General features: G+C 72.1%; 12 protein-coding genes. 6 read left to right on the top strand and 6 right to left on the bottom strand.

Going from position 1 to position 17,967, the window contains the following annotated elements:
- Positions 1-28 precede the first annotated feature (28 nt).
- Complete coding sequence (galE, locus tag ACFCXS_RS06890; protein WP_376642013.1) at positions 29-1,009, top strand: UDP-glucose 4-epimerase GalE; 981 nt, start codon at positions 29-31, stop codon at positions 1,007-1,009.
- A gap of 255 nt (positions 1,010-1,264) precedes the next feature.
- Here the strand turns inward: galE and ACFCXS_RS06885 are convergent, their stop codons facing one another.
- Positions 1,265-1,891 (bottom strand): TetR/AcrR family transcriptional regulator, encoded by a 627-nt coding sequence (locus ACFCXS_RS06885; protein WP_376642012.1) that lies wholly within the window; start codon positions 1,889-1,891, stop codon positions 1,265-1,267.
- A 184-nt stretch (positions 1,892-2,075) separates the two neighbouring features.
- On the opposite strand from ACFCXS_RS06885, the gene ACFCXS_RS06880 reads away from it, so the two are divergent.
- From ACFCXS_RS06880 to ACFCXS_RS06865, 4 genes are all read left to right on the top strand, one after another.
- Complete coding sequence (locus ACFCXS_RS06880) at positions 2,076-2,990, top strand: ABC transporter permease (protein ID WP_376642011.1); 915 nt, start codon at positions 2,076-2,078, stop codon at positions 2,988-2,990.
- A complete protein-coding gene (locus tag ACFCXS_RS06875) occupies positions 2,983-3,813 on the top strand; it encodes an ABC transporter ATP-binding protein (RefSeq protein ID WP_376642010.1) in 831 nt (276 codons plus the stop codon). The genes ACFCXS_RS06880 and ACFCXS_RS06875 overlap by 8 nt, the downstream gene beginning before the upstream one ends.
- A 100-nt stretch (positions 3,814-3,913) precedes the next feature.
- The gene (locus ACFCXS_RS06870; RefSeq protein WP_376642009.1) at positions 3,914-6,115 is read left to right on the top strand and encodes a CDP-glycerol glycerophosphotransferase family protein; all 2,202 of its coding nucleotides are present in this window, start codon (positions 3,914-3,916) and stop codon (positions 6,113-6,115) included.
- Positions 6,112-7,758 (top strand): glycosyltransferase family 2 protein, encoded by a 1,647-nt coding sequence (locus ACFCXS_RS06865; protein ID WP_376642008.1) that lies wholly within the window; start codon positions 6,112-6,114, stop codon positions 7,756-7,758. Before ACFCXS_RS06870 ends, ACFCXS_RS06865 begins: the two co-directional genes overlap by 4 nt.
- A 101-nt stretch (positions 7,759-7,859) precedes the next feature.
- On the opposite strand, the gene ACFCXS_RS06860 is transcribed toward ACFCXS_RS06865, so the two are convergent.
- The 5 genes from ACFCXS_RS06860 to ACFCXS_RS06840 all read right to left on the bottom strand — a co-directional run bounded on the left by ACFCXS_RS06860 (position 7,860) and on the right by ACFCXS_RS06840 (position 16,588).
- On the bottom strand, positions 7,860-9,329 hold the full coding sequence (locus tag ACFCXS_RS06860) for a hypothetical protein (RefSeq protein WP_376642007.1): 1,470 nt from the start codon (positions 9,327-9,329) through the stop codon (positions 7,860-7,862).
- Entirely contained in the window at positions 9,313-9,771 is a 459-nt protein-coding gene (locus tag ACFCXS_RS06855; protein ID WP_376642006.1) for a GtrA family protein, read from the bottom strand. Before ACFCXS_RS06855 ends, ACFCXS_RS06860 begins: the two co-directional genes overlap by 17 nt.
- 113 nt (positions 9,772-9,884) lie before the next feature.
- On the bottom strand, positions 9,885-14,837 hold the full coding sequence (locus ACFCXS_RS06850; RefSeq protein ID WP_376642005.1) for an NAD-glutamate dehydrogenase: 4,953 nt from the start codon (positions 14,835-14,837) through the stop codon (positions 9,885-9,887).
- Between the two features lie 458 nt (positions 14,838-15,295).
- A complete protein-coding gene (locus ACFCXS_RS06845) occupies positions 15,296-15,961 on the bottom strand; it encodes an HAD family hydrolase (protein ID WP_376642004.1) in 666 nt (221 codons plus the stop codon).
- A 117-nt stretch (positions 15,962-16,078) separates the two neighbouring features.
- Complete coding sequence (locus ACFCXS_RS06840; protein WP_376642003.1) at positions 16,079-16,588, bottom strand: DUF6912 family protein; 510 nt, start codon at positions 16,586-16,588, stop codon at positions 16,079-16,081.
- Positions 16,589-16,977: 389 nt separating this feature from the next.
- On the opposite strand from ACFCXS_RS06840, the gene ACFCXS_RS06835 reads away from it, so the two are divergent.
- A complete protein-coding gene (locus tag ACFCXS_RS06835) occupies positions 16,978-17,730 on the top strand; it encodes an Rv3235 family protein (protein WP_376642002.1) in 753 nt (250 codons plus the stop codon).
- Positions 17,731-17,967 lie beyond the last annotated feature (237 nt).

Here is a 17,967-nt window from a genome sequence, read left to right as displayed (position 1 = left end):
GGGCCAACTGACGAGGGGACGGCCGCACATGACCTGGTTGATCACCGGCGGCGCCGGCTACATCGGCGCGCACGTCGTACGGGCGATGACCGCGGCGGGCGAACGGGCCGTGGTGTACGACGACCTGTCCACCGGCATCGCGGAGCGCGTGCCCGACGGGGTGCCGCTGGTGACGGGCTCGACCCTGGACGCCGAGCGGCTCGCCCGCACCCTCGCGGACCACTCGGTCACCGGCGTCGTCCACCTCGCGGCGAAGAAGCAGGTGGGCGAGTCCGTCGAACGGCCGCTGCACTACTACCGGGAGAACCTCGAGGGCCTGCGGGTGCTGCTCGACGCCGTGACGGCGGCGAACGTGCCGTCCCTCGTCTTCTCCTCGTCGGCGGCGGTGTACGGCATGCCGGACGTGGACCTGGTCACGGAGGAGACGCCGTGCGAGCCCCTGTCTCCCTATGGCGAGACCAAGCTGGCCGGTGAATGGCTGGTCCGTGCGACGGGCCGGGCGACCGGGCTGTCGACGGCGTCCCTGCGCTACTTCAACGTGGCGGGCGCAGCGGCCCCGGAGCTCGCGGACACCGGCGTCTACAACCTCGTGCCGATGGTCTTCGAGAAGCTCACGGAGGGCGCGCCGCCGAGCGTCTTCGGCGACGACTACCCGACGCCGGACGGCACCTGCGTACGCGACTACATCCACGTCGTCGACCTGGCCGAGGCCCATGTCGCGGCGGCCCGGGCGCTGCGCTCCGCGCCCCGCCGCGACCTCACGCTCAACATCGGCCGGGGCGAGGGTGTCTCCGTCCGCGAGATGATCGACCGCATCAACGCGGTCACCGGCCACGACCGGCCGCCGTCCGTGGTCCCCCGCCGCCCGGGCGACCCGGCCCGCGTGGTCGCCTCCGCCGATCGCGCGGCCACGGAGCTGGGCTGGAAGGCCCGGCTCGACGTGCAGGACATGATCACGTCGGCGTGGGAGGGGTGGGTACGGCTGCATCCGGAGGCACGGCGGGCCTGACCGGGCCAGGCCGGGCCAGGCCAGGCCGCTCGCGAGCCCCGGACGAGCCCGGGGCCAGCCGGAACGAGCACTGCGCGCGCCCTGGAAAAGCTGGGCCACGCTCTGCGCGAGCCCTGGAAGAGCCGGGGCACGCTCGGGGTGAGCCCTGGCCCGGCCGACCGAGCCCCGGCGCGCAGGCCGGGGCTCACTCATGTGGGCCGCACGCCCGGGCTCACCCGGGCCGGGCGCTCCCTTCTGCCACCGTCGAGCCCTCTCCTACAGCGCCTTCAGTCCCTCCGACGTGGCCCGGGCCAGCGCGCCCAGGTACCCCTTCGGGAGCTTCGGGCTGCGGATCACCACCGAACGCCAGTAGAGGGGGCCGGAGATCAGGTCGAGGGCGAGGTCGTGGTCGATGCCCTCGCGCAGCTCGCCGCGTCGTTCCGCCGCCGTCACGATGCCGGTGGCGACGCCGTCCTGCCCCTCCCGCAGGGCCTTCTGCATGGCCTCGGCGATCTCCGGGTTGCGGGCCGCCTCCGCCTGGAGGTCGGGGATGACCTGCGAGGCGACGGGGTGGCGCAGCGCGCGGGACGTCACCTCGTAGAGCAGCCGCAGGTCGCCTTCGAGTGAGCCGGTGTCCGGCGCGGGCAGGCCCTGCACGGCGAGTGCCGAGACGATGTCGAGGACCAGGTGCAGCTTGGAGCGCCAGCGGCGGTAGACCGCCGTCTTCCCGACCCCCGCCCGGCGTGCGATCCCCTCGATGGACATCCGCGCGTAGCCGACGGCCGCGAGCTCCTCGAAGACGGCCGCCCGGATCGCTTCCGTCACGTCCTCCCGCAGTACGGCCGCCCCCGCGGGGGCCCGGCGACGCGGGGGCTGCTGGGGCTCGTCGGGGTTCGTCGTCATGCCGACAGCATAGGGCGTCACGACGAAACGGTTGCGTTCCGACGTCAGTCCGACGTACGCTCCCGTTGCGACGATACGGTCCCGTCCCGACGTAAGAGTTCGCGAAGAGTCCGGTAAAAGACCACCCCGCCCGTCGCTCTTCGCGGCCCCCTGGTCCCACACCCCACGAGCGAAAGCAGCGGATGTGAGTACGGTCCTCCACACACCGCCCCAGCCCCCGGCCCCGGCCGACCACGACCTCGCGGCCCTCGCCGCCCGCCACGGCCTCACGGTCAGCGGCGCGCGGCCCTCCCTGCCCGAGTACGTCCGGCAGCTGTGGGCCCGCCGCCACTTCATCACCGCGTTCGCCACCGCCAAGCTCACCGCCCAGTACAGCCAGGCGAAGCTCGGCCAGGTCTGGCAGGTGATGACCCCGCTGCTGAACGCGGCGGTCTACTACTTCATCTTCGGCGTGCTGCTCGGCACCAAGCACGGCGTGCCGGACTACATCCCGTTCCTGGTCACGGGCGTGTTCATCTGGACGTTCACGCAGAGCTCGATCATGGCGGGCACCCGCGCGATCTCCGGCAACCTCGGCCTGGTGCGGGCCCTGCACTTCCCGCGCGCCGCGCTGCCGATCTCCTTCTGCCTCCAGCAGCTCCAGCAGCTGCTGTTCTCGATGGCCGCGCTGGTCGTCATCCTGCTCTGCTTCGGCGTGCCGGTCGGCGTGTCCTGGCTGCTGGCGCTGCCGGCCCTGTTCCTGCAGTTCACGTTCAACGCGGGCGTGTCCATGGTCATGGCCCGGATGGGCGCCAAGACCCCCGACATCGCCCAGCTGATGCCCTTCGTGCTGCGCACCTGGATGTACGTCTCGGGTGTCATGTGGAGCATCGACAAGCTGGCGAAGAACGACAGCCTGCCCCACGCTGTGAAGATCGCGCTGGCGGCCAACCCGGCCGCCGTCTACATCGACCTGATGCGCTTCGCTCTGATCGACAGCTTCCACGCGAGCCAGCTCCCCGCCCACGTGTGGGCGCTCGCGGCCGGCTGGGCGCTGCTCGCCGGCGTGGGCGGCTTCATCTACTTCTGGAAGGCTGAGGAGACCTACGGCCGTGGCTGAGCACCCGAACGAGAAGATCCCCACCGTCGTCGCCGACGGCGTCGACATCGTCTACCGCGTCAACGGCACCGGCGCCGGGCGCGGCTCCGCGACCGCCGCCCTCAACCGCATCGTGCGCCGCAAGCAGACCGAGAAGGCCTCGGGCGTGCGCCGGGTGCACGCCGTGAAGAACGTGTCCTTCGTCGCCTACCGGGGCGAGGCGATCGGCCTGATCGGCACCAACGGCTCGGGCAAGTCGACCCTGCTGAAGGCCGTCGCCGGTCTGCTGCCCGTGGAGAACGGCCACATCTACACCGACGGCCAGCCCTCCCTGCTCGGCGTCAACGCCGCCCTGATGAACGACCTGACCGGCGAGCGCAACGTGCACCTCGGCGGCCTGGCCATGGGCATGTCCCGCGAACAGGTCAGGGACCGCTACCAGGAGATCGTCGACTTCTCGGGCATCAACGAGAAGGGCGACTTCATCACGCTGCCGATGCGGACGTACTCCTCCGGCATGGCCGCGCGGCTGCGGTTCTCCATCGCCGCCGCCAAGGACCACGACGTCCTGCTGATCGACGAGGCGCTGGCCACCGGCGACCGCTCCTTCCAGAAGCGCTCGGAGGAGCGCATCCGCGAGCTGCGCAAGCACGCGGGCACGGTGTTCCTGGTCAGCCACAACAACAAGTCGATCCGCGACACCTGCGACCGGGTGCTGTGGCTGGAGCGCGGGGAGCTGCGCATGGACGGGCCGACGGAGGACGTCCTCAAGGAGTACGAGGCGTTCACCGGGGACAAGGCACCGAAGCCGAAGCCCAAGCCGAAGGTCGCCGTTCCCTCGTGAAGGACGCCGTTCCCTCGTGAGGCCTACCCGGTCGGCCCTTTTGTCTCATTGATGGCAGCATGACCGCATACGGTGTGCAGCGGTGAGAGGGGGCCCCGGGATGGCGGAGCTCAGTGTGATCGTCCACGGGCCGAACGTTCAGGACCATCTGACGGAGCTCCTCGACTCCCTCGCCGCCCACCCCCTGCCGGACGCCGAGGTGATCGTGGCGGCGGTGGGCGACTGGGCCCGCGAGACGGCCGAGCGGCACACCCCGGACGGCGCGGTCGACGTAGTGCCGCTGCCGGACGGCACCGGTGCCGCGGCGGCCCGGGCGGCGGGCGCGTCCCGGGCCTCCGGCCGCTGGCTGCACTTCGTCCACGCCAAGGACGGCCTGCCCGCCGGCACCCCGCGCACGGTCGCCGAGCGGGTGGCCGAGCTCCCCGGCGAGGTCGACGTCCTCCTGCTCGACCACGTCCGCAGCGCCTGGCACACCTCCGGCATGCCGTCCCCCGACGGCCCGCTCCTCGCCCGGGCGGGCCGCGCCGAGGTCGCCCTCGACGACTGCGCGCCGCTGCTGCGGCTCACCCCCCTGCTCGGCACCCGCGTGCTGCGCGCGGAATTCTGGCGGGCGCACGAGTCGCGGCTCAGCACCGACGACGAGCCGTACGCCGCCCTGGCCGCCCTGCTGCTCGCCGACCGCGTCGCCTGCCTGCCGCACGTCGCCTACGAGGACCGCAGGCTGCGGCCCGCGAGCCTGCCCCCCGTCGCCCCCGAACAGCGGTACGGCCACGTCGAGCGCTACGAGTCCCTCCTCGACCTCACCCGGGGCCGACACGCCGCGCACACCGTGCTCTACGACGTCATGGTCCGCGACCTCCTGCGCACGTTCACGCGCGGCGGCATGCCGGAGGAGGTGGCCCGCGAGTTCTTCCGCAGGGCGTCCCTGGCCGCCCTGCGCCGCCGCCCCGAGGGCTACCACCGCCCGGCCGGGCTCGAAGGCGTCCGCCGCTCCCTGCTGGAGGAGGACGCCTACACGAAGTACCGGGCCTTCCAGACCGTCAACCGCGCCCGCCGCAGCGCCAGATCAGCCGTACGGGCCCGTAAGCGGCAGGCCGGCGCGAGACTCCGCGACCACCAGTACCGCAGGGCGCTCGGCCGTCCCGTCAACCCGCACCTCGCGGTGTTCGCGGCTTACTGGAACCGCGGCGTCGCCTGCAACCCCGCCGCGATCGCCGCCAAGCTCGCCGAACTGGCCCCGCAGATCCACGCGGTGTGGGTGGTCACCGAGGAGAACGCGGCCCTCCTGCCGCCCGGCACCGACCACGTGGTGCCCGGCAGCCGCCGCTACTGGGAGGTGCTGGCCACCGCCAAGTACCTCGTCAACAACGTCAACTTCCCCAACGCGGTGGTCAAACGCCCCGACGCGATCCACGTCCAGACCCACCACGGCACACCCCTGAAGCGCATGGGCATCGACCAGATGGCGTTCCCGGCCGCCGCGCAGGGCCTGGACTTCCCGGCACTGCTGGAGCGCATCGACAAGTGGGACTTCAGCGTCTCGGCGAACAGCCACACCACCCGCATGTGGGAGCGGGCGTACCCGTCGCACTACGTCTCCCTGGACCACGGCTATCCGCGCAACGACGTCTACTACACCGCCGGCGCCGACGACATCCGCGCGGTCCGCGACCGCCTCGGCATCGCCCCGGGCCGCCGTGCCGTCCTGTACGCGCCGACCCACCGCGACTACGAGGCCGGCTGGACCCCGCGCCTGGACCTCGCCGCCCTCTCCGACCGCCTGGGCGCGGACACGGTCCTGCTCGTGCGCGGCCACTATTTCTACGGCGGCGCCGCCTCCCCGCTCACCAACCTGCGCCGCACGGGCCGGATCATCGACGTCTCCTCCTACGACCCGGTCGAGGAACTGTGCCTGGCGGCGGACGTCCTGGTCACGGACTACTCCTCGATCATGTTCGACTACGCCAACCTCGACCGGCCGATCGTCATCCACGCCGACGACTGGGAGACGTACCGCACCACCCGCGGCGTCTACTTCGACCTGATGGACCAGGCCCCGGGCCCCGTCGCCCGCACCCAGCAGGAGCTGACGGAGATCCTCACCACCGAGGCCTGGCGCGACGAGAGCGCGGCGAAGACCCGGGCCGTGTTCCGGCGCCGGTTCTGCGAGTACGACGACGGACGCGCCGCCGAACGCGTCGTCCGCCGGGTCTTCCTCGGGCAGGACGAAGGGGACCTGCCTCCCGTGCTGCCGATCGAGGAGCGCACCCCGGCCCCGGCCCCGCAGGAGGCGACCGCATGAGCACCCCCGACGTCACCGTGACGGTCATCGTCTACAACGACGCCGAACGGCTCGTCCGCGCGGTCGAATCGGTGCGCCGCCAGACCCACACCGACCTCGAGATCATCATCAGCGACGACCACTCCACGGACGCGACCCCGGCGGTGGCACAGCGGCTGGCGGCCCAGGACCCCCGGGTCCGGCACCTCCGCCTGGAGCGCAACAGCGGCGGCTGCAGCGCTCCGCGCAACCGCGCCCTGCAGATCGCGCGGGCGCCGTACCTGATGTTCCTGGACAGCGACGACGAACTCCCCGGCGACGCGGTCGAACTGCTGCTCGCCGCGCACCGCGAACGCGAGATCGACTTCGCGATGGGTGCGGTGCAGCGGGTCCGGGTGGACAACGGGCGCCGCTCCACGTGGATGCCGCACCTGGTCGCCGAGCGCCGCACCCTCGACGGCATCGAGGCCGACCCGCGGCTGTTCTTCGAGCACCTGTCCACCAGCAAGATGTACGCCCGCGCCTTCCTCGACCGGCACGACCTGCGCTTCCCCGAGGGCATCCACTACGAGGACCAGCTGTTCTCGGCGCAGGCGTACTGTCTGGCCACGAGGTTCACGATCATCCCGGAGCCGGTCTACCGCTGGTACGTGGCGCCCTTCGCGGCCTCGGAGACGGCGTCGATATCGAACCAGCGGCACAAGCTCGCCAACGTCCGGGACCGGATCCACGTCCAGCACCTCATCGACGCGTTCCTGGCCGGCAGCGGGCACCAGTCGCTGCGCGAGGACAAGGACCACAAGTTCCTCAAGCACGACCTCCGGATGTACGCCGGTGACCTGCCCTACCGCGACGACGCCTGGCTGACGTCCTTCGCGGACATCGTCACGCCCTACCTCGACACGCTCGCGCCGGGCGCGTTCGCACGCCTCCCGCGCGCCGAGCGCGTCGTCGTCCAGCTGATCCGCGACCGCCGTCTGCCGGAGGCCCGCCTGGCCGCCCGGGGCCTGGGCCACGCGGTGGGTCCGAGGACCGTGACCGCGGACGCGGCGGGCCGCACCTTCTGGGGCGAGCGGGTCCCCGAGTCGGAGTGGTCACGCCGCGAACTGAGCGTCGCCGACCTGGAGCTGGAGACCCGTCCCTTCCCGAGCGCCCAGTTCCGCCACGAGATCAAGGAGATCACCCGGGGCCCGGGCGCTTCGGTCGACCTCATGATCCGCACCTACGACCCCGCGCTGCGGCTCCCCGTCGGCCCGCAGCGCGCGACCCTCCTCATCGCCCCGGGCGGCCGCCGCATCCACGTCCACTTCCGCCTCTCCCCCGTCCGCCCCGGCCTCTTCGAGGGCCACGCCCACCTGGACCTCGCGGCGGCCCCGCTCCCCCTCCAGGGCTTCGCGGGAATCCGCCATCCGCTGCTCCGCCTCCAGCACCAGGGCCTGTCCCACACGGGCCTGCTGCTGGCCCCCCTGGCCTTCCCGGCCCTGACGACCCGCATCCCCTCCCACCACCTGACGGTGGAACCGGAGGGCCACAACCCGGGCCGCCTCCAGGTCCGCTGGGAGCCGGTGGGACTGACAGCGAGGGTGATCCGCCCGACGGTACGCAGGCTGGCCCGCCCGAGAGTGAAACGGGCGGTGCGGCTGGTGGCGAGCGCATTGAAGTAAAGCCGAGAGCTCGGGGGAGGGCCGGCGCAGCAGCACCCCGCTGCGCCGGGCTGCGGACCCACCCGGCCCCGGCCACAACCCGCAGCCCCCGTCAGCACCCGTCAACGCACCACCGCATACAGCACCTGCCCCTCCGGCCCCCGAGCCACCTCTCGCAACCCGGTGGCACCCCGCATACCGGCCCCTGCCATCACCCACCGCACCCCGTACTCCCGCAGAATCCCCGCCCGCTCCTCCTGCGACGTCCCGGCCGCGAAGTACCTCCGCACAGCCCCCACCCGCCGCCCTTCATCCGGCAGGAAGAAGTCCGGATACCCGGGCGCCACCGTGTACGCCCCGTACGCCGGGATCTGCCGCGCCGGCCGCCCCTCCCGCGCCATCACCACATCCCCGTACCTCACCCAGGGCGTCATCCACTGGTACCCCGTCCACGGCCGCCGGTACTTCTCCGCGACGGCTGCCGGCAGGTCCCCCCGCGGCACCACGTAGCCGACCGCCCCCGCCTGCGTCCACGCCCCCAGAGCCAGCGCAGCGCCCAGCACGCACGCCCACCCCACCCGCACCCCTCGCCGCCCCGCCTCGCACACCTCCACGGCGACCGCGACCTGCGCCGGGATCAGCACCGCCGGCAGGGCCCGCCCCCACGACCAGTGCCCGCTCACCCCACCGGCCGTGACCAGCACGGCCCCCAGCACGAAGAACAGCACCAGCGGATCCCACCGGTCCCGCCACCAGCGCACCCCGAGGGCCACCACCCCGAGCAGCACCAGCCAGTACCGACCGACCAGATCGTCGTACAGCGGCCGGTGCACCGTCTCAAGGCCGCCGCCCGCCCCGAACAGCGCGAAGAAGTCGTAGTACGGCCACAGCGCCAGCACCCCGAGCCCCACCGCGAGTCCGCCGCCGAGCCGAAGCCACGCCGCGCGGTCCGGCCGGGCGGCGAGCACCGTCGCGACCGCCCCCAGCGAAGCCACCACTCCCGAGAACTGATGGCACAGCAGGATCACCGCCCACAGCACCCCGAGCCCGAGCCACATCCCCCACCCGGCGCCCTCCCGTGCCGCCCGCCCCAGCCACGCCCAGAGGTGGAACGCCGGCCCGAGCGCGAACAGGCTCGGATACGGCACCGTCAGCGCCAGCGAGTCGAGCCCGTAGAAGCCGCTCCACTTGAACACGGCCGTCCCCCACAGCAGCAGCAGGCTCAGCAGGGCCAGCGCGGGCGCGGCGCGATGCGCGGTCAGGGTGCGGACGTAGCGCCACACCCCTGTCACCAGCAGCCCGAGCCCGGTGAGCGCCCCGAGTCGCAGCACCACGAAGACCGACAGGCCGGACACCCGCGCCACACACCCGAGGATCAGCGTCCAGGGCGAGTAGTACGGGCTCGGCGTGTCCGCGTCGACCAGCGGATTGCCCGGGTCGACGAGGTCGTGCCGCAGGCGCTGGACGGTCGCGGCGTGCATGCCGAGGTCCCCGGCCCAGGGCAGCCGGACGACGACCAGGAGGAGCAGCAGGACCACCAGCGAGGCGGCGAGCCACGCGGTGAGGACGGCCGGTCTAGGCGGGGCGCGCATCGTGCGGGAACACCCAGGTCCGGTAGACGAGGAAACGGAAGGCGGAGGCGAGCACGATGGACAGGGCTTTGACCGCGTTGGATTCCAGCGGCCCGTCCAGGCCGAGGCCGTGGTAGCCGACGTAGAACAGCCCGCTCTCCATGGCGACGCCGATCGTGCTGAGGGCGAAGAACAGCGCGATCTGACGCCGGGTCCGGGACGCCCGGTCGCGGTAGGCGACGTACCGGAAGCCGAGGTAGTTGCCGCCCATGGCGATCAGGCTGGCCGGTACCGTCGCCACCATGGCGGCCAGGTGCAGCCCGTGCAGGAGCGCGTTGAACACCAGGAAGTTCACCGCGACGCCGCTGCCGCCGACCAGCGCGAAGTGCACCACTTCGAGGACGACGCGCCCGGCCGGGCGGGCGGGGGCGGCCACGCGCTCCTCGGAGACGTTGAGAGTCACGTCCCAAGCCTTAGCCGGATCGGGTAAGTCCTCCAGTCGAATCGCCCTAACGCACGCCAAGAAGAAGCGCCCCGGGCCGGAACCGGCCCGGGGCGCCCGTCACGCCGTACGCCCTACGAGTGCGTCCGCAGCAGCGTCCTCATCGTGCGCATCGCCACCGACAGGTTGGCGAGGTCGAACGCGTCGGAGTTCTGGATCTCCTCCAGCGTGCTGCGGGCGCGGCCGAGGATCGCCGCGTTCTTCTGCTCCCACGCCTTGTAGCGCTGCTCGGGCGTCGAGGTGCCGTTGCCGACGGCCAGGACGTCGGCGGTCAGCGCCGCGTGCGCCGCGTACAGGTCCTCGCGGATCGCCGCGCGGGCCATGGACTGCCAGCGGTCGGCCCGGGGCAGCTCGATGATGCGGTCCATGAGCTGGGTGATGCGCAGCCGGTCGGCGAGGTCGTAGTAGACCTCGGCGACGTCCATCGGCTCCCGGTCCATGCGGTCGGCGATCGAGACGATGTCGAGCGTCGGGAAGGCCGAGGAGAAGCCCGCCACCCGGGTGGCCAGGTCCTCCGGGACACCCGCGCCCGTCAGTTCGTCGTAGATCTTCTGGTACCACTCCAGGTCGGCGCCGCGCAGCAGCTTCGGCAGCTGCCCCCAGACCTGTTCGACCCGGTCGGCGAAGAAGTCGACCGTCCCGGCGAGCTCCAGCGGCTGGGGCCGGTTGTTGAGCAGCCAGCGGGTGCCGCGCTCCACCAGGCGGCGCGCGTGCAGCCGGATGCGGGTCTGGACCTCGGCCTCGACCTTGTTGTCGAGCGCCTCGACCCCGTCCCACACCGGGGACTGGCGGAAGATCGCCCGGGCCGCGGTCTGCGCCCGCACGATCTCCTCCAGCGACGCGCCGGTCTCCTCGCGCAGCCGGTGCAGATACGTCGTACCGCCGGTGTTCACCGTGTCGTTGACCAGCACGGTCGTGGTGATCTCACGGCGCAGCGGGTGGCTGACGAGGTACTCGGGGTGCTGCTCGCGCAGTTCCTTCGGGAAGTACGCGTGCAGCAGGGTGCTCAGGTACGGGTCGTCGGGCAGCGTGGTGTGCAGCAGCTCCTCGGCGACCGTGATCTTCGTGTAGGCCAGCAGTACGGCCGTCTCCGGGCCGGTCAGCCCCTGGCCCTGGGCGAGCCGCTCGCGGATCTGCCGGTCGGTGGGCAGGAACTCCAGCGCCCGGTCGAGGTGCCCCTCCCTGACCAGGTGCTTCATGAAGCGCTGCTGGGCGTGGAGCATGGCGCCGGACTGGGCGAGGGCGTTGGCGATCGCCGTGTTCTGCGCGTAGTTGTTGCGCAGCACCAGGTGGCCGACCTCGTCGGTCATCTCGGCGAGCAGCTTGTTGCGCTGCTTGACGGTCATGTCGCCGTCCCGGACCAGGCCGTTGAGCAGGATCTTGATGTTCACCTCGTGGTCGGAGGTGTCCACGCCCGCGCTGTTGTCGATGGCGTCGGTGTTGATCCGGCCGCCCTGCAGCGCGAACTCGATCCGGCCGAGCTGGGTCAGGCCGAGGTTGCCGCCTTCGCCGACGACCTTGACGCGCAGGTCCTTGCCGTCGACACGGATGGCGTCGTTGGCCTTGTCGCCGACGTCCGCGTTGGACTCGGCGGAGGACTTGACGTACGTGCCGATGCCGCCGTTCCACAGCAGGTCCACCGGCGCGTGCAGGATCGCCTTCATCAGGTCGGCCGGGGTCAGCTTGGCGACCTTGGCCTCGATGCCGAGGGCCTCGCGGATGTGGGCGTTGACCGGGATCGCCTTGGCCGTGCGCGGGAAGATGCCGCCGCCGGCCGAGAGCAGCTCGGTGTTGTAGTCCTCCCAGCTGGAGCGGGGCAGCTCGAACAGGCGTCGGCGCTCGGCGTAGGAGGTGGCGGCGTCCGGGTTCGGGTCGATGAAGATGTGCCGGTGGTCGAAGGCCGCGACCAGGCGGATGTGCTCGGAGAGCAGCATGCCGTTGCCGAACACGTCACCGGACATGTCGCCGATGCCGACGACCGTGAAGTCCTGGGTCTGGGTGTCCACGCCCAGCTCCCGGAAGTGCCGCTTGACGGACTCCCAGGCGCCGCGGGCGGTGATGCCCATGCCCTTGTGGTCGTAGCCGGCGGAGCCGCCGGAGGCGAAGGCGTCGCCGAGCCAGAAGTTGTAGTTCTCGGCGACCCCGTTGGCGATGTCGGAGAAGGTCGCGGTGCCCTTGTCGGCGGCGACGACGAGGTAGGTGTCGTCCTCGTCGTGCCGGACGACGTCGGCCGGGGGCACGACATCGCCCGCGACCATGTTGTCGGTGATGTCGAGCAGCGCCGAGATGAACGTCTTGTAGCTGGCGATGCCCTCCGCCATCCACGCGTCCCGGTCGACGGACGGGTCCGGCAGCTGCTTGGCGACGAAGCCGCCCTTGGCGCCGACCGGCACGATGACGGTGTTCTTCACCATCTGCGCCTTGACCAGGCCGAGGATCTCGGTGCGGAAGTCCTCACGCCGGTCGGACCAGCGCAGACCACCGCGTGCGACCTTGCCGAAGCGCAGGTGCACACCTTCGACGCGGGGTGAGTACACCCAGATCTCGAACGCCGGACGGGGCGCCGGCAGGTCGGGGATGGCCTGCGGGTCGAACTTCATGGAGACGTACGCGTGCGGCTTGCCGCCCGCCGCCTCCTGGAAGAAGTTGGTCCGCAGCGTCGCCTTGATGACCGTCAGGAAGGACCGGAGGATGCGGTCCTCGTCGAGCGAGGCCACCTGGTCGAGGGCCGCGTCGACCTCCTCCAGCAGCGCGTCCACGATCTCGTGCCCCGCGCGCTGCCGGTCCGGCGACATCCGCGCCTCGAACAGGGAGACGAGCAGGCGGGTGGTGTGGACGTTGTTGCGGAGGGTGTCCTCCATGTAGTCCTGGCTGAACGTCGACGCCGCCTGGCGCAGGTACTTCGCGTACGCCCGCAGCACCATCGCCTGGCGCCAGGTCAGCCCGGCGCTGAGCACGAGGGCGTTGAAGCCGTCGTTCTCCGCCTCACCGGTCCAGGTGGCGGCGAAGGCGTCCTGGAAGCGCTCGCGGGCGTCGTCGCCGAAGTGGTCCCCGGCGCCGTTCGCACGGGGCATGCGCAGACCGAAGTCGTAGATCCAGGCCACGCTGCGGTCCGAGCAGCGCAGCTCGTAGGGCCGCTCGTCGACGACCTCGACCCCGAGCCGGTTGAGGACCGGCAGGACGGCGGACAGCGAGATGGCGTCGCCCGTGCGGTAGATCTTGAAGCGGCGCTCCTCGGGGGCGGCGCCCACCGGCTCGTACAGGCTGAGCGCGAAGTCCTTGTCCGCCTCGGCGTTCAGCTGCTCGAGGTGGACGAGGTCGGCGACCGCGGCGCGCGGGTTGTGGTCGGCCTTGTAGCCCTCGGGGAAGGCGTGCGCGTACCGGCGCATCGCCTCGGCCGCGTGCTCCTCGCCGAGCTCGGCGTTGAGCGCCTCGGCGAAGGCGTCCTCCCAGGAGCGGGCGGCCTCCACCAGCCGGGCCTCGATGCGCTCCTTGTCGGAGTCGGACAGCTCGGGCAGCTCGGTGCCCTGCGGGACCCGGACCACGAAGTGCAGCCGGGACAGGATCGACTCGGTGTTCCAGGCGGTGAAGTCGACGCTGATGCCGCCGAGCTCCTCCTTGAGGATCTCGATGATCCGCAGGCGGACGGCCGTGGTGTAGCGGTCGCGCGGGAGGTAGACGAGGGCGGAGTAGTAGCGCCCGTACTCGTCCTGGCGCAGGTAGAGCCTGAGGCGCCTGCGCTCCTGGAGGTAGAGCACGGAGGTGACGATCGACCGCAGCTCGTCGACGGGGGTCTGGAACAGCTCGTCGCGCGGGTACGTCTCCAGGATCTGCGTCAGGTCCCGGCCGTCGTGGCTGTTGGGCGAGAACCCGGCGCGCTCCAGGACCTCCTCGACCTTGCGCCGGATGACCGGGACGCGGCGCACGGACTCGGTGTAGGCGGCGGAGGAGAACAGCCCGAGGAAGCGGCGCTCGCCGATGACGTTGCCGTCGGCGTCGAACTTCTTGACGCCGATGTAGTCCAGGTACGACGGCCGGTGCACGGTCGCCCGGCTGTTCGCCTTGGTCAGCACGAGCAGCTTGTGCTCGCGTGCCTTGGCCCGGGCGTCGGCGGGCAGCCGCTCGAACGACGGGCTGACCGGGTGGCTCTCCTCGGCCGCGTGGTGCGGGTCCGCGCGCAGTATGCCGAGCCCGGTGCCGGGCACGGCGGCCAGCGAGTCGTCGTCGCGCAGCTGGTACTCGCGGTAGCCGAGGAACGTGAAGTGGTCGTCGGACAGCCAGCGCAGCAGCTCGCGGGCCTCCTCGACCTGGGGTCCGGGCAGGTCGCCGGGGATGGGCTCGTCCGGCAGCCCCTCCGCCAGCCGGATCGCCGCTTCCCGCATCTTGCCCCAGTCCTCGACGGCCTCACGGGCGTCGGACAGCACGCGCAGCAGGTCGGCGGTGATCTGCTTCAGATCGGCCCGGTCGGTCTCGCGGTCGATCTCGACGTGGATCCAGGACTCGACGTGCGCGTCGTGCGGAAGGTCGCCGGTGGGCCGGGCCGACAGGACCTCGATGAGCTTGCCGGTGACATCGCGCCGCACCACGAACTGGGGGTGGATGACGACGTGGATCCCGCGCCCCTGACGCGTCAGCTCGTTGGTGACGGAGTCGACGAGGAAGGGCATGTCGTCGGTGACGACCTCGACCACGGAGTGGCTGCAGGTCCACCCGTTCTCTTCCACCGTCGGGGTGTGCACCCGCACGTTTGCCGTGCCCTGGGGGCGGTTCTCAGCCAGCCGGTAGTGCGATACGGCAGCTCCGAAGACGTCGACCGGGTCGCGGTCGGTGAGGTCCTCCGGTGCCGTGTGCAGGTAGTAACGCTGGAGGAACGTGTGGAGGGTCTCACGGTCCGGGGCCTTCTGGGCGTCTGGGGTCTCCTCGCCCGTCGACCCGGTCGGTAGGTGCCCCCCGACCGGGCTGTTCTCAGCTACCCGGGTGGCCCTCTCGAGCAACTCGGCCTTGGCTTCGTCCAGCTTGGTCTGCATTGTCCTCTGGCTCCTGTCGCGCGCCGTTGCGTGACGTAGAAGGAAGTACGGCCTCTGCGCTGACGACCTCACGTCGTGACACGGGGTATCCGGTCTGTTCCGACGCTATGCCGCAAGGCGAGCTGAGCGGGGGTGTCTGAGCCATTTTTGAGCTGCGCCACCGGTGTGACGCTGCTCTCTGCGACGCTCGGGTACGGGTGATGCTCGGCGTCCCGGGAGTCCTGCATGGCACGTCCCGCCCGCGAGGACCAGCGACTGCCGCCCGGTCACGGATGTCGTCCGTGCTCTCCGGGCGCAGGGCAGGGACGACGACGTCCCCGCGAACTATCGCGCTGATCACGCCACCAAGGCTATCGCTCCTTACAGGGGCTCCGTCATGAGCCGTATGTGTACAAAACCAGCCGTGGAAGTTTGACGTTCTGCACAGTGCCCCTACGGGTTCCGGTCAGGAAGGCCGGTCACGCCGCGAGCCGCTCCGCCTCCGCGACCGCTTCTTCCAGCGTGTCCACGACAGGGACGCCGACGGCTTCCAGGCTCACTCTGCTGTGCGATCCGCCGGTGTACAGCACGGCCCGGGCCCCGACGTGCAGCGCCGCCACCGCGTCGTCCGCCGCGTCCCCGATCACCACGGTCCGCTCCGGCGCCACCCCGCCGAGCGACGCCAGGTGCCGCACCATGTGCTCGGCCTTGCTGCCCCCCGACGGCCCGGTCCGCCCGTCCACCCGTATGAAGTGCGGCTCGATGCCGAACCCCCGCACCAGCGGAACCAGCTCCTCGTGCACGTACATGCTCAGGATCGACTGGCTGCGGCCCGCCGAACACCATCCGGCCAGCAGCTCCACGGCCCCCACCGTCAGTCCACACGCCGCCCGGTGCTCGGAGTAGTACCGGTGGAAGACATCGTCCATGGCCTCCCACTCGGCCTCGGTGGGCAGCCGCCCCATCAGCCGCTCGTAAAACTTCGGCACAGGTACGCAGTACAGCTCCCGGTACTTCTCCAGCGTCAGCGGCTCGAGGCCCAGCTCGGCGAAGGCCGCGTTCGTCGCCCCGATGATCGCGTCGATGTCGTGGAACAGCGTCCCGTTCCAGTCCCACACGATGTGCGCGCCCGTCTTCATCCCCATGCCCGAAAACGTACCCGCCCCCACTGACAATCAAGAGAGCGGCGCCTCAACGCGCCCCCTGCGACGGGCCCGGTCCCCGCCACGCCCCGGCAACGGGTTCCGGCACCGGCGACGGTTTCAGTCCCCGCGGCCCACCAGGTTCGCGATCTCCTGGGTGGCGAACCACAGCAGCTCGTGGTCCTCCGCACCGTCCACGACGAACTGTGCGTCGCCGTCCCCGCCGTCCGCCGCCGGCAGGGCCTCCGCGGCCGCCGTCACATCGGCCTGCGCGTCCGTCGCGTCGACGTGCACCGACGCCGCCTTGCCGAGCGGCAGCGGGCCCGCGACCCGCACCTCCCCCGCCGGGTCGAGCCCGTGGTCGGCGTCCGCGCTGACGGCCCGGTCGGCGACGTCGACGGCGATGACGACCCGGCGCCGCGGCGCCTCGGGCTCGGCCGTCAGCAGGCGCAGCGAGGCCAGCGCGGCCCGGCCCAGCGCCGCGTACTCCAGTTCCTCGATGTCGTCGGAGACGTACCACTCACGCAGTCCCGGCGTCACGGCGTAGGCGGCGAGCGGGCCGCTTCCCAGCTCACCCGTCTTGTACGCCTCTGCGAGGCCGGGGAGGGTCAGGGGCACGTAGACACGCATGGCTGGCCGCTTTCGTGGTCGTGGTGGACGTGATCGGAGCTCTCTGGGCGCGGGTCCGGACCTCTCGGCACGGCTCCGGCCTCCCGGCAGGGCTTGCAGGGCTCCGGGCTCTCCCGGCACGGCTCCGAAGGTCTTCAGGATACGTGCGGGGCGTCCCCTTTCGAGCCCCGCCCCGTCCCGCCGGAGGCGTCCACCCACGGCCCGGAATTCACCCGGCACGCCCCCGGCATACAAGGGCTCCCCGCCCCGAGACCACCCGGATAGGTGAACTTTCCTGCGCCCGCGACCCGAACCGCGCTTCCTTGCCGCGGCCCCGGCCCGCCCCGTACAAGATCACCAACCCGAAGTTACTCCCCGGTACACACCGGGCCCACGAAACGGGGACCCCCATGCACAAGGTCATGACCAGGACCACCCACCGCCCGACCACGCCTGCACCCCGTCCGCAGGCGAGCCCTTCGCCCCTCGCCCCCGGGTACACCGCACCCCGCACCACGGCCGGCACCGCCGCCGCACCGCCCCTTCCCGGCGGCTCCGCGCCCCCGCGCTCTCCCGGCAGCGGGCGGACCCGGCCCCCGGCCGCGGGCGGTCGTCCGCCGGCCTCCGCCCGCGCCAGGGCCTCCCGCACCCGCCCCGCGGACACGCGCCCGCCGTCCCCCTCGACAACCCGAACAGCCCCACGCCGGACTCCGGAAGCGACCGGCCCCCAGGCGCGCCCGAGCGCCACCGCCCCGGGCCCCGCTCCCGCCGAGACCGCTCCCGCTGTCCCGGCACAGGGCTCACGTCACGCGGCGGTCCCCCAGCTCCTGCCCACCGACGTCTTCGCCGACCTCCTCGTCGCCGTCCTGAGCGGCCACCGCCCCGTCCACTCGATGCTCCGCCACACACGAGGCCGCGCCTACGACGAGCTGGCCTGGCTGGCCGAACGCGGCCCCCTGCGCACCCGCGGCGCCCGCCCCGTCGTCCGCGACATCGGCTGGTGCGAACCCCGGCCGGGCGCCATCGAGGCCTTCGCCCGCGTCGGCGCCGGCGACCGGCTGCGCGCCATGGCCTTCCGCCTGGAACTCGGCCAGGACCTCCGCTGGCGCTGCACCGCCGTGGAACTCGGCGGCCCCCGACCGCCCCGCCCGGAGTGCGACTGAGACCTGGCGAGACCCCGGAAGCAGGTGCCGGTTCGCGGGTCACCGCCGCGCAGAGCCCAACCATAAGGCCGGACACCCGCAGCCCCCGCCCAGACCACCTCCCCGGGGGGGGGCGGGCACCCCCCGCCGGCAGGGGGGGGGGGGGGCCCCCGCCCCCCCCCCGGGGCGGGGGGGGGGGCCCCCCCGGGGGGGGCGCCCCCGGGGCCGGCGCGGGCCCCCGCACAGAATTGGGCGACC

Source organism: Streptomyces sp. NPDC056373, from assembly GCF_042262425.1.
Taxonomy (GTDB): Bacteria; Actinomycetota; Actinomycetes; order Streptomycetales; family Streptomycetaceae; genus Streptomyces.
Note: the sequence above shows the minus strand (reverse complement) of the source record. Positions and strands in the feature narration are given on the sequence as shown.

Bases quoted from the DNA above. Each gene is read 5' to 3' on its own strand.
- galE (WP_376642013.1), top strand. From the start codon at position 29: ATGACCTGGTTGATCACCGGCGGCGCCGGCTACATCGGCGCGCACGTC.
- ACFCXS_RS06885 (WP_376642012.1), bottom strand. From the start codon at position 1,891: ATGACGACGAACCCCGACGAGCCCCAGCAGCCCCCGCGTCGCCGGGCC.
- ACFCXS_RS06870 (WP_376642009.1), top strand. From the start codon at position 3,914: ATGGCGGAGCTCAGTGTGATCGTCCACGGGCCGAACGTTCAGGACCAT.
- ACFCXS_RS06865 (WP_376642008.1), top strand. From the start codon at position 6,112: ATGAGCACCCCCGACGTCACCGTGACGGTCATCGTCTACAACGACGCC.
- ACFCXS_RS06860 (WP_376642007.1), bottom strand. From the start codon at position 9,329: ATGCGCGCCCCGCCTAGACCGGCCGTCCTCACCGCGTGGCTCGCCGCC.
- ACFCXS_RS06850 (WP_376642005.1), bottom strand. From the start codon at position 14,837: ATGCAGACCAAGCTGGACGAAGCCAAGGCCGAGTTGCTCGAGAGGGCC.
- ACFCXS_RS06845 (WP_376642004.1), bottom strand. From the start codon at position 15,961: ATGGGGATGAAGACGGGCGCGCACATCGTGTGGGACTGGAACGGGACG.
- ACFCXS_RS06840 (WP_376642003.1), bottom strand. From the start codon at position 16,588: ATGCGTGTCTACGTGCCCCTGACCCTCCCCGGCCTCGCAGAGGCGTAC.
- ACFCXS_RS06835 (WP_376642002.1), top strand. From the start codon at position 16,978: ATGCACAAGGTCATGACCAGGACCACCCACCGCCCGACCACGCCTGCA.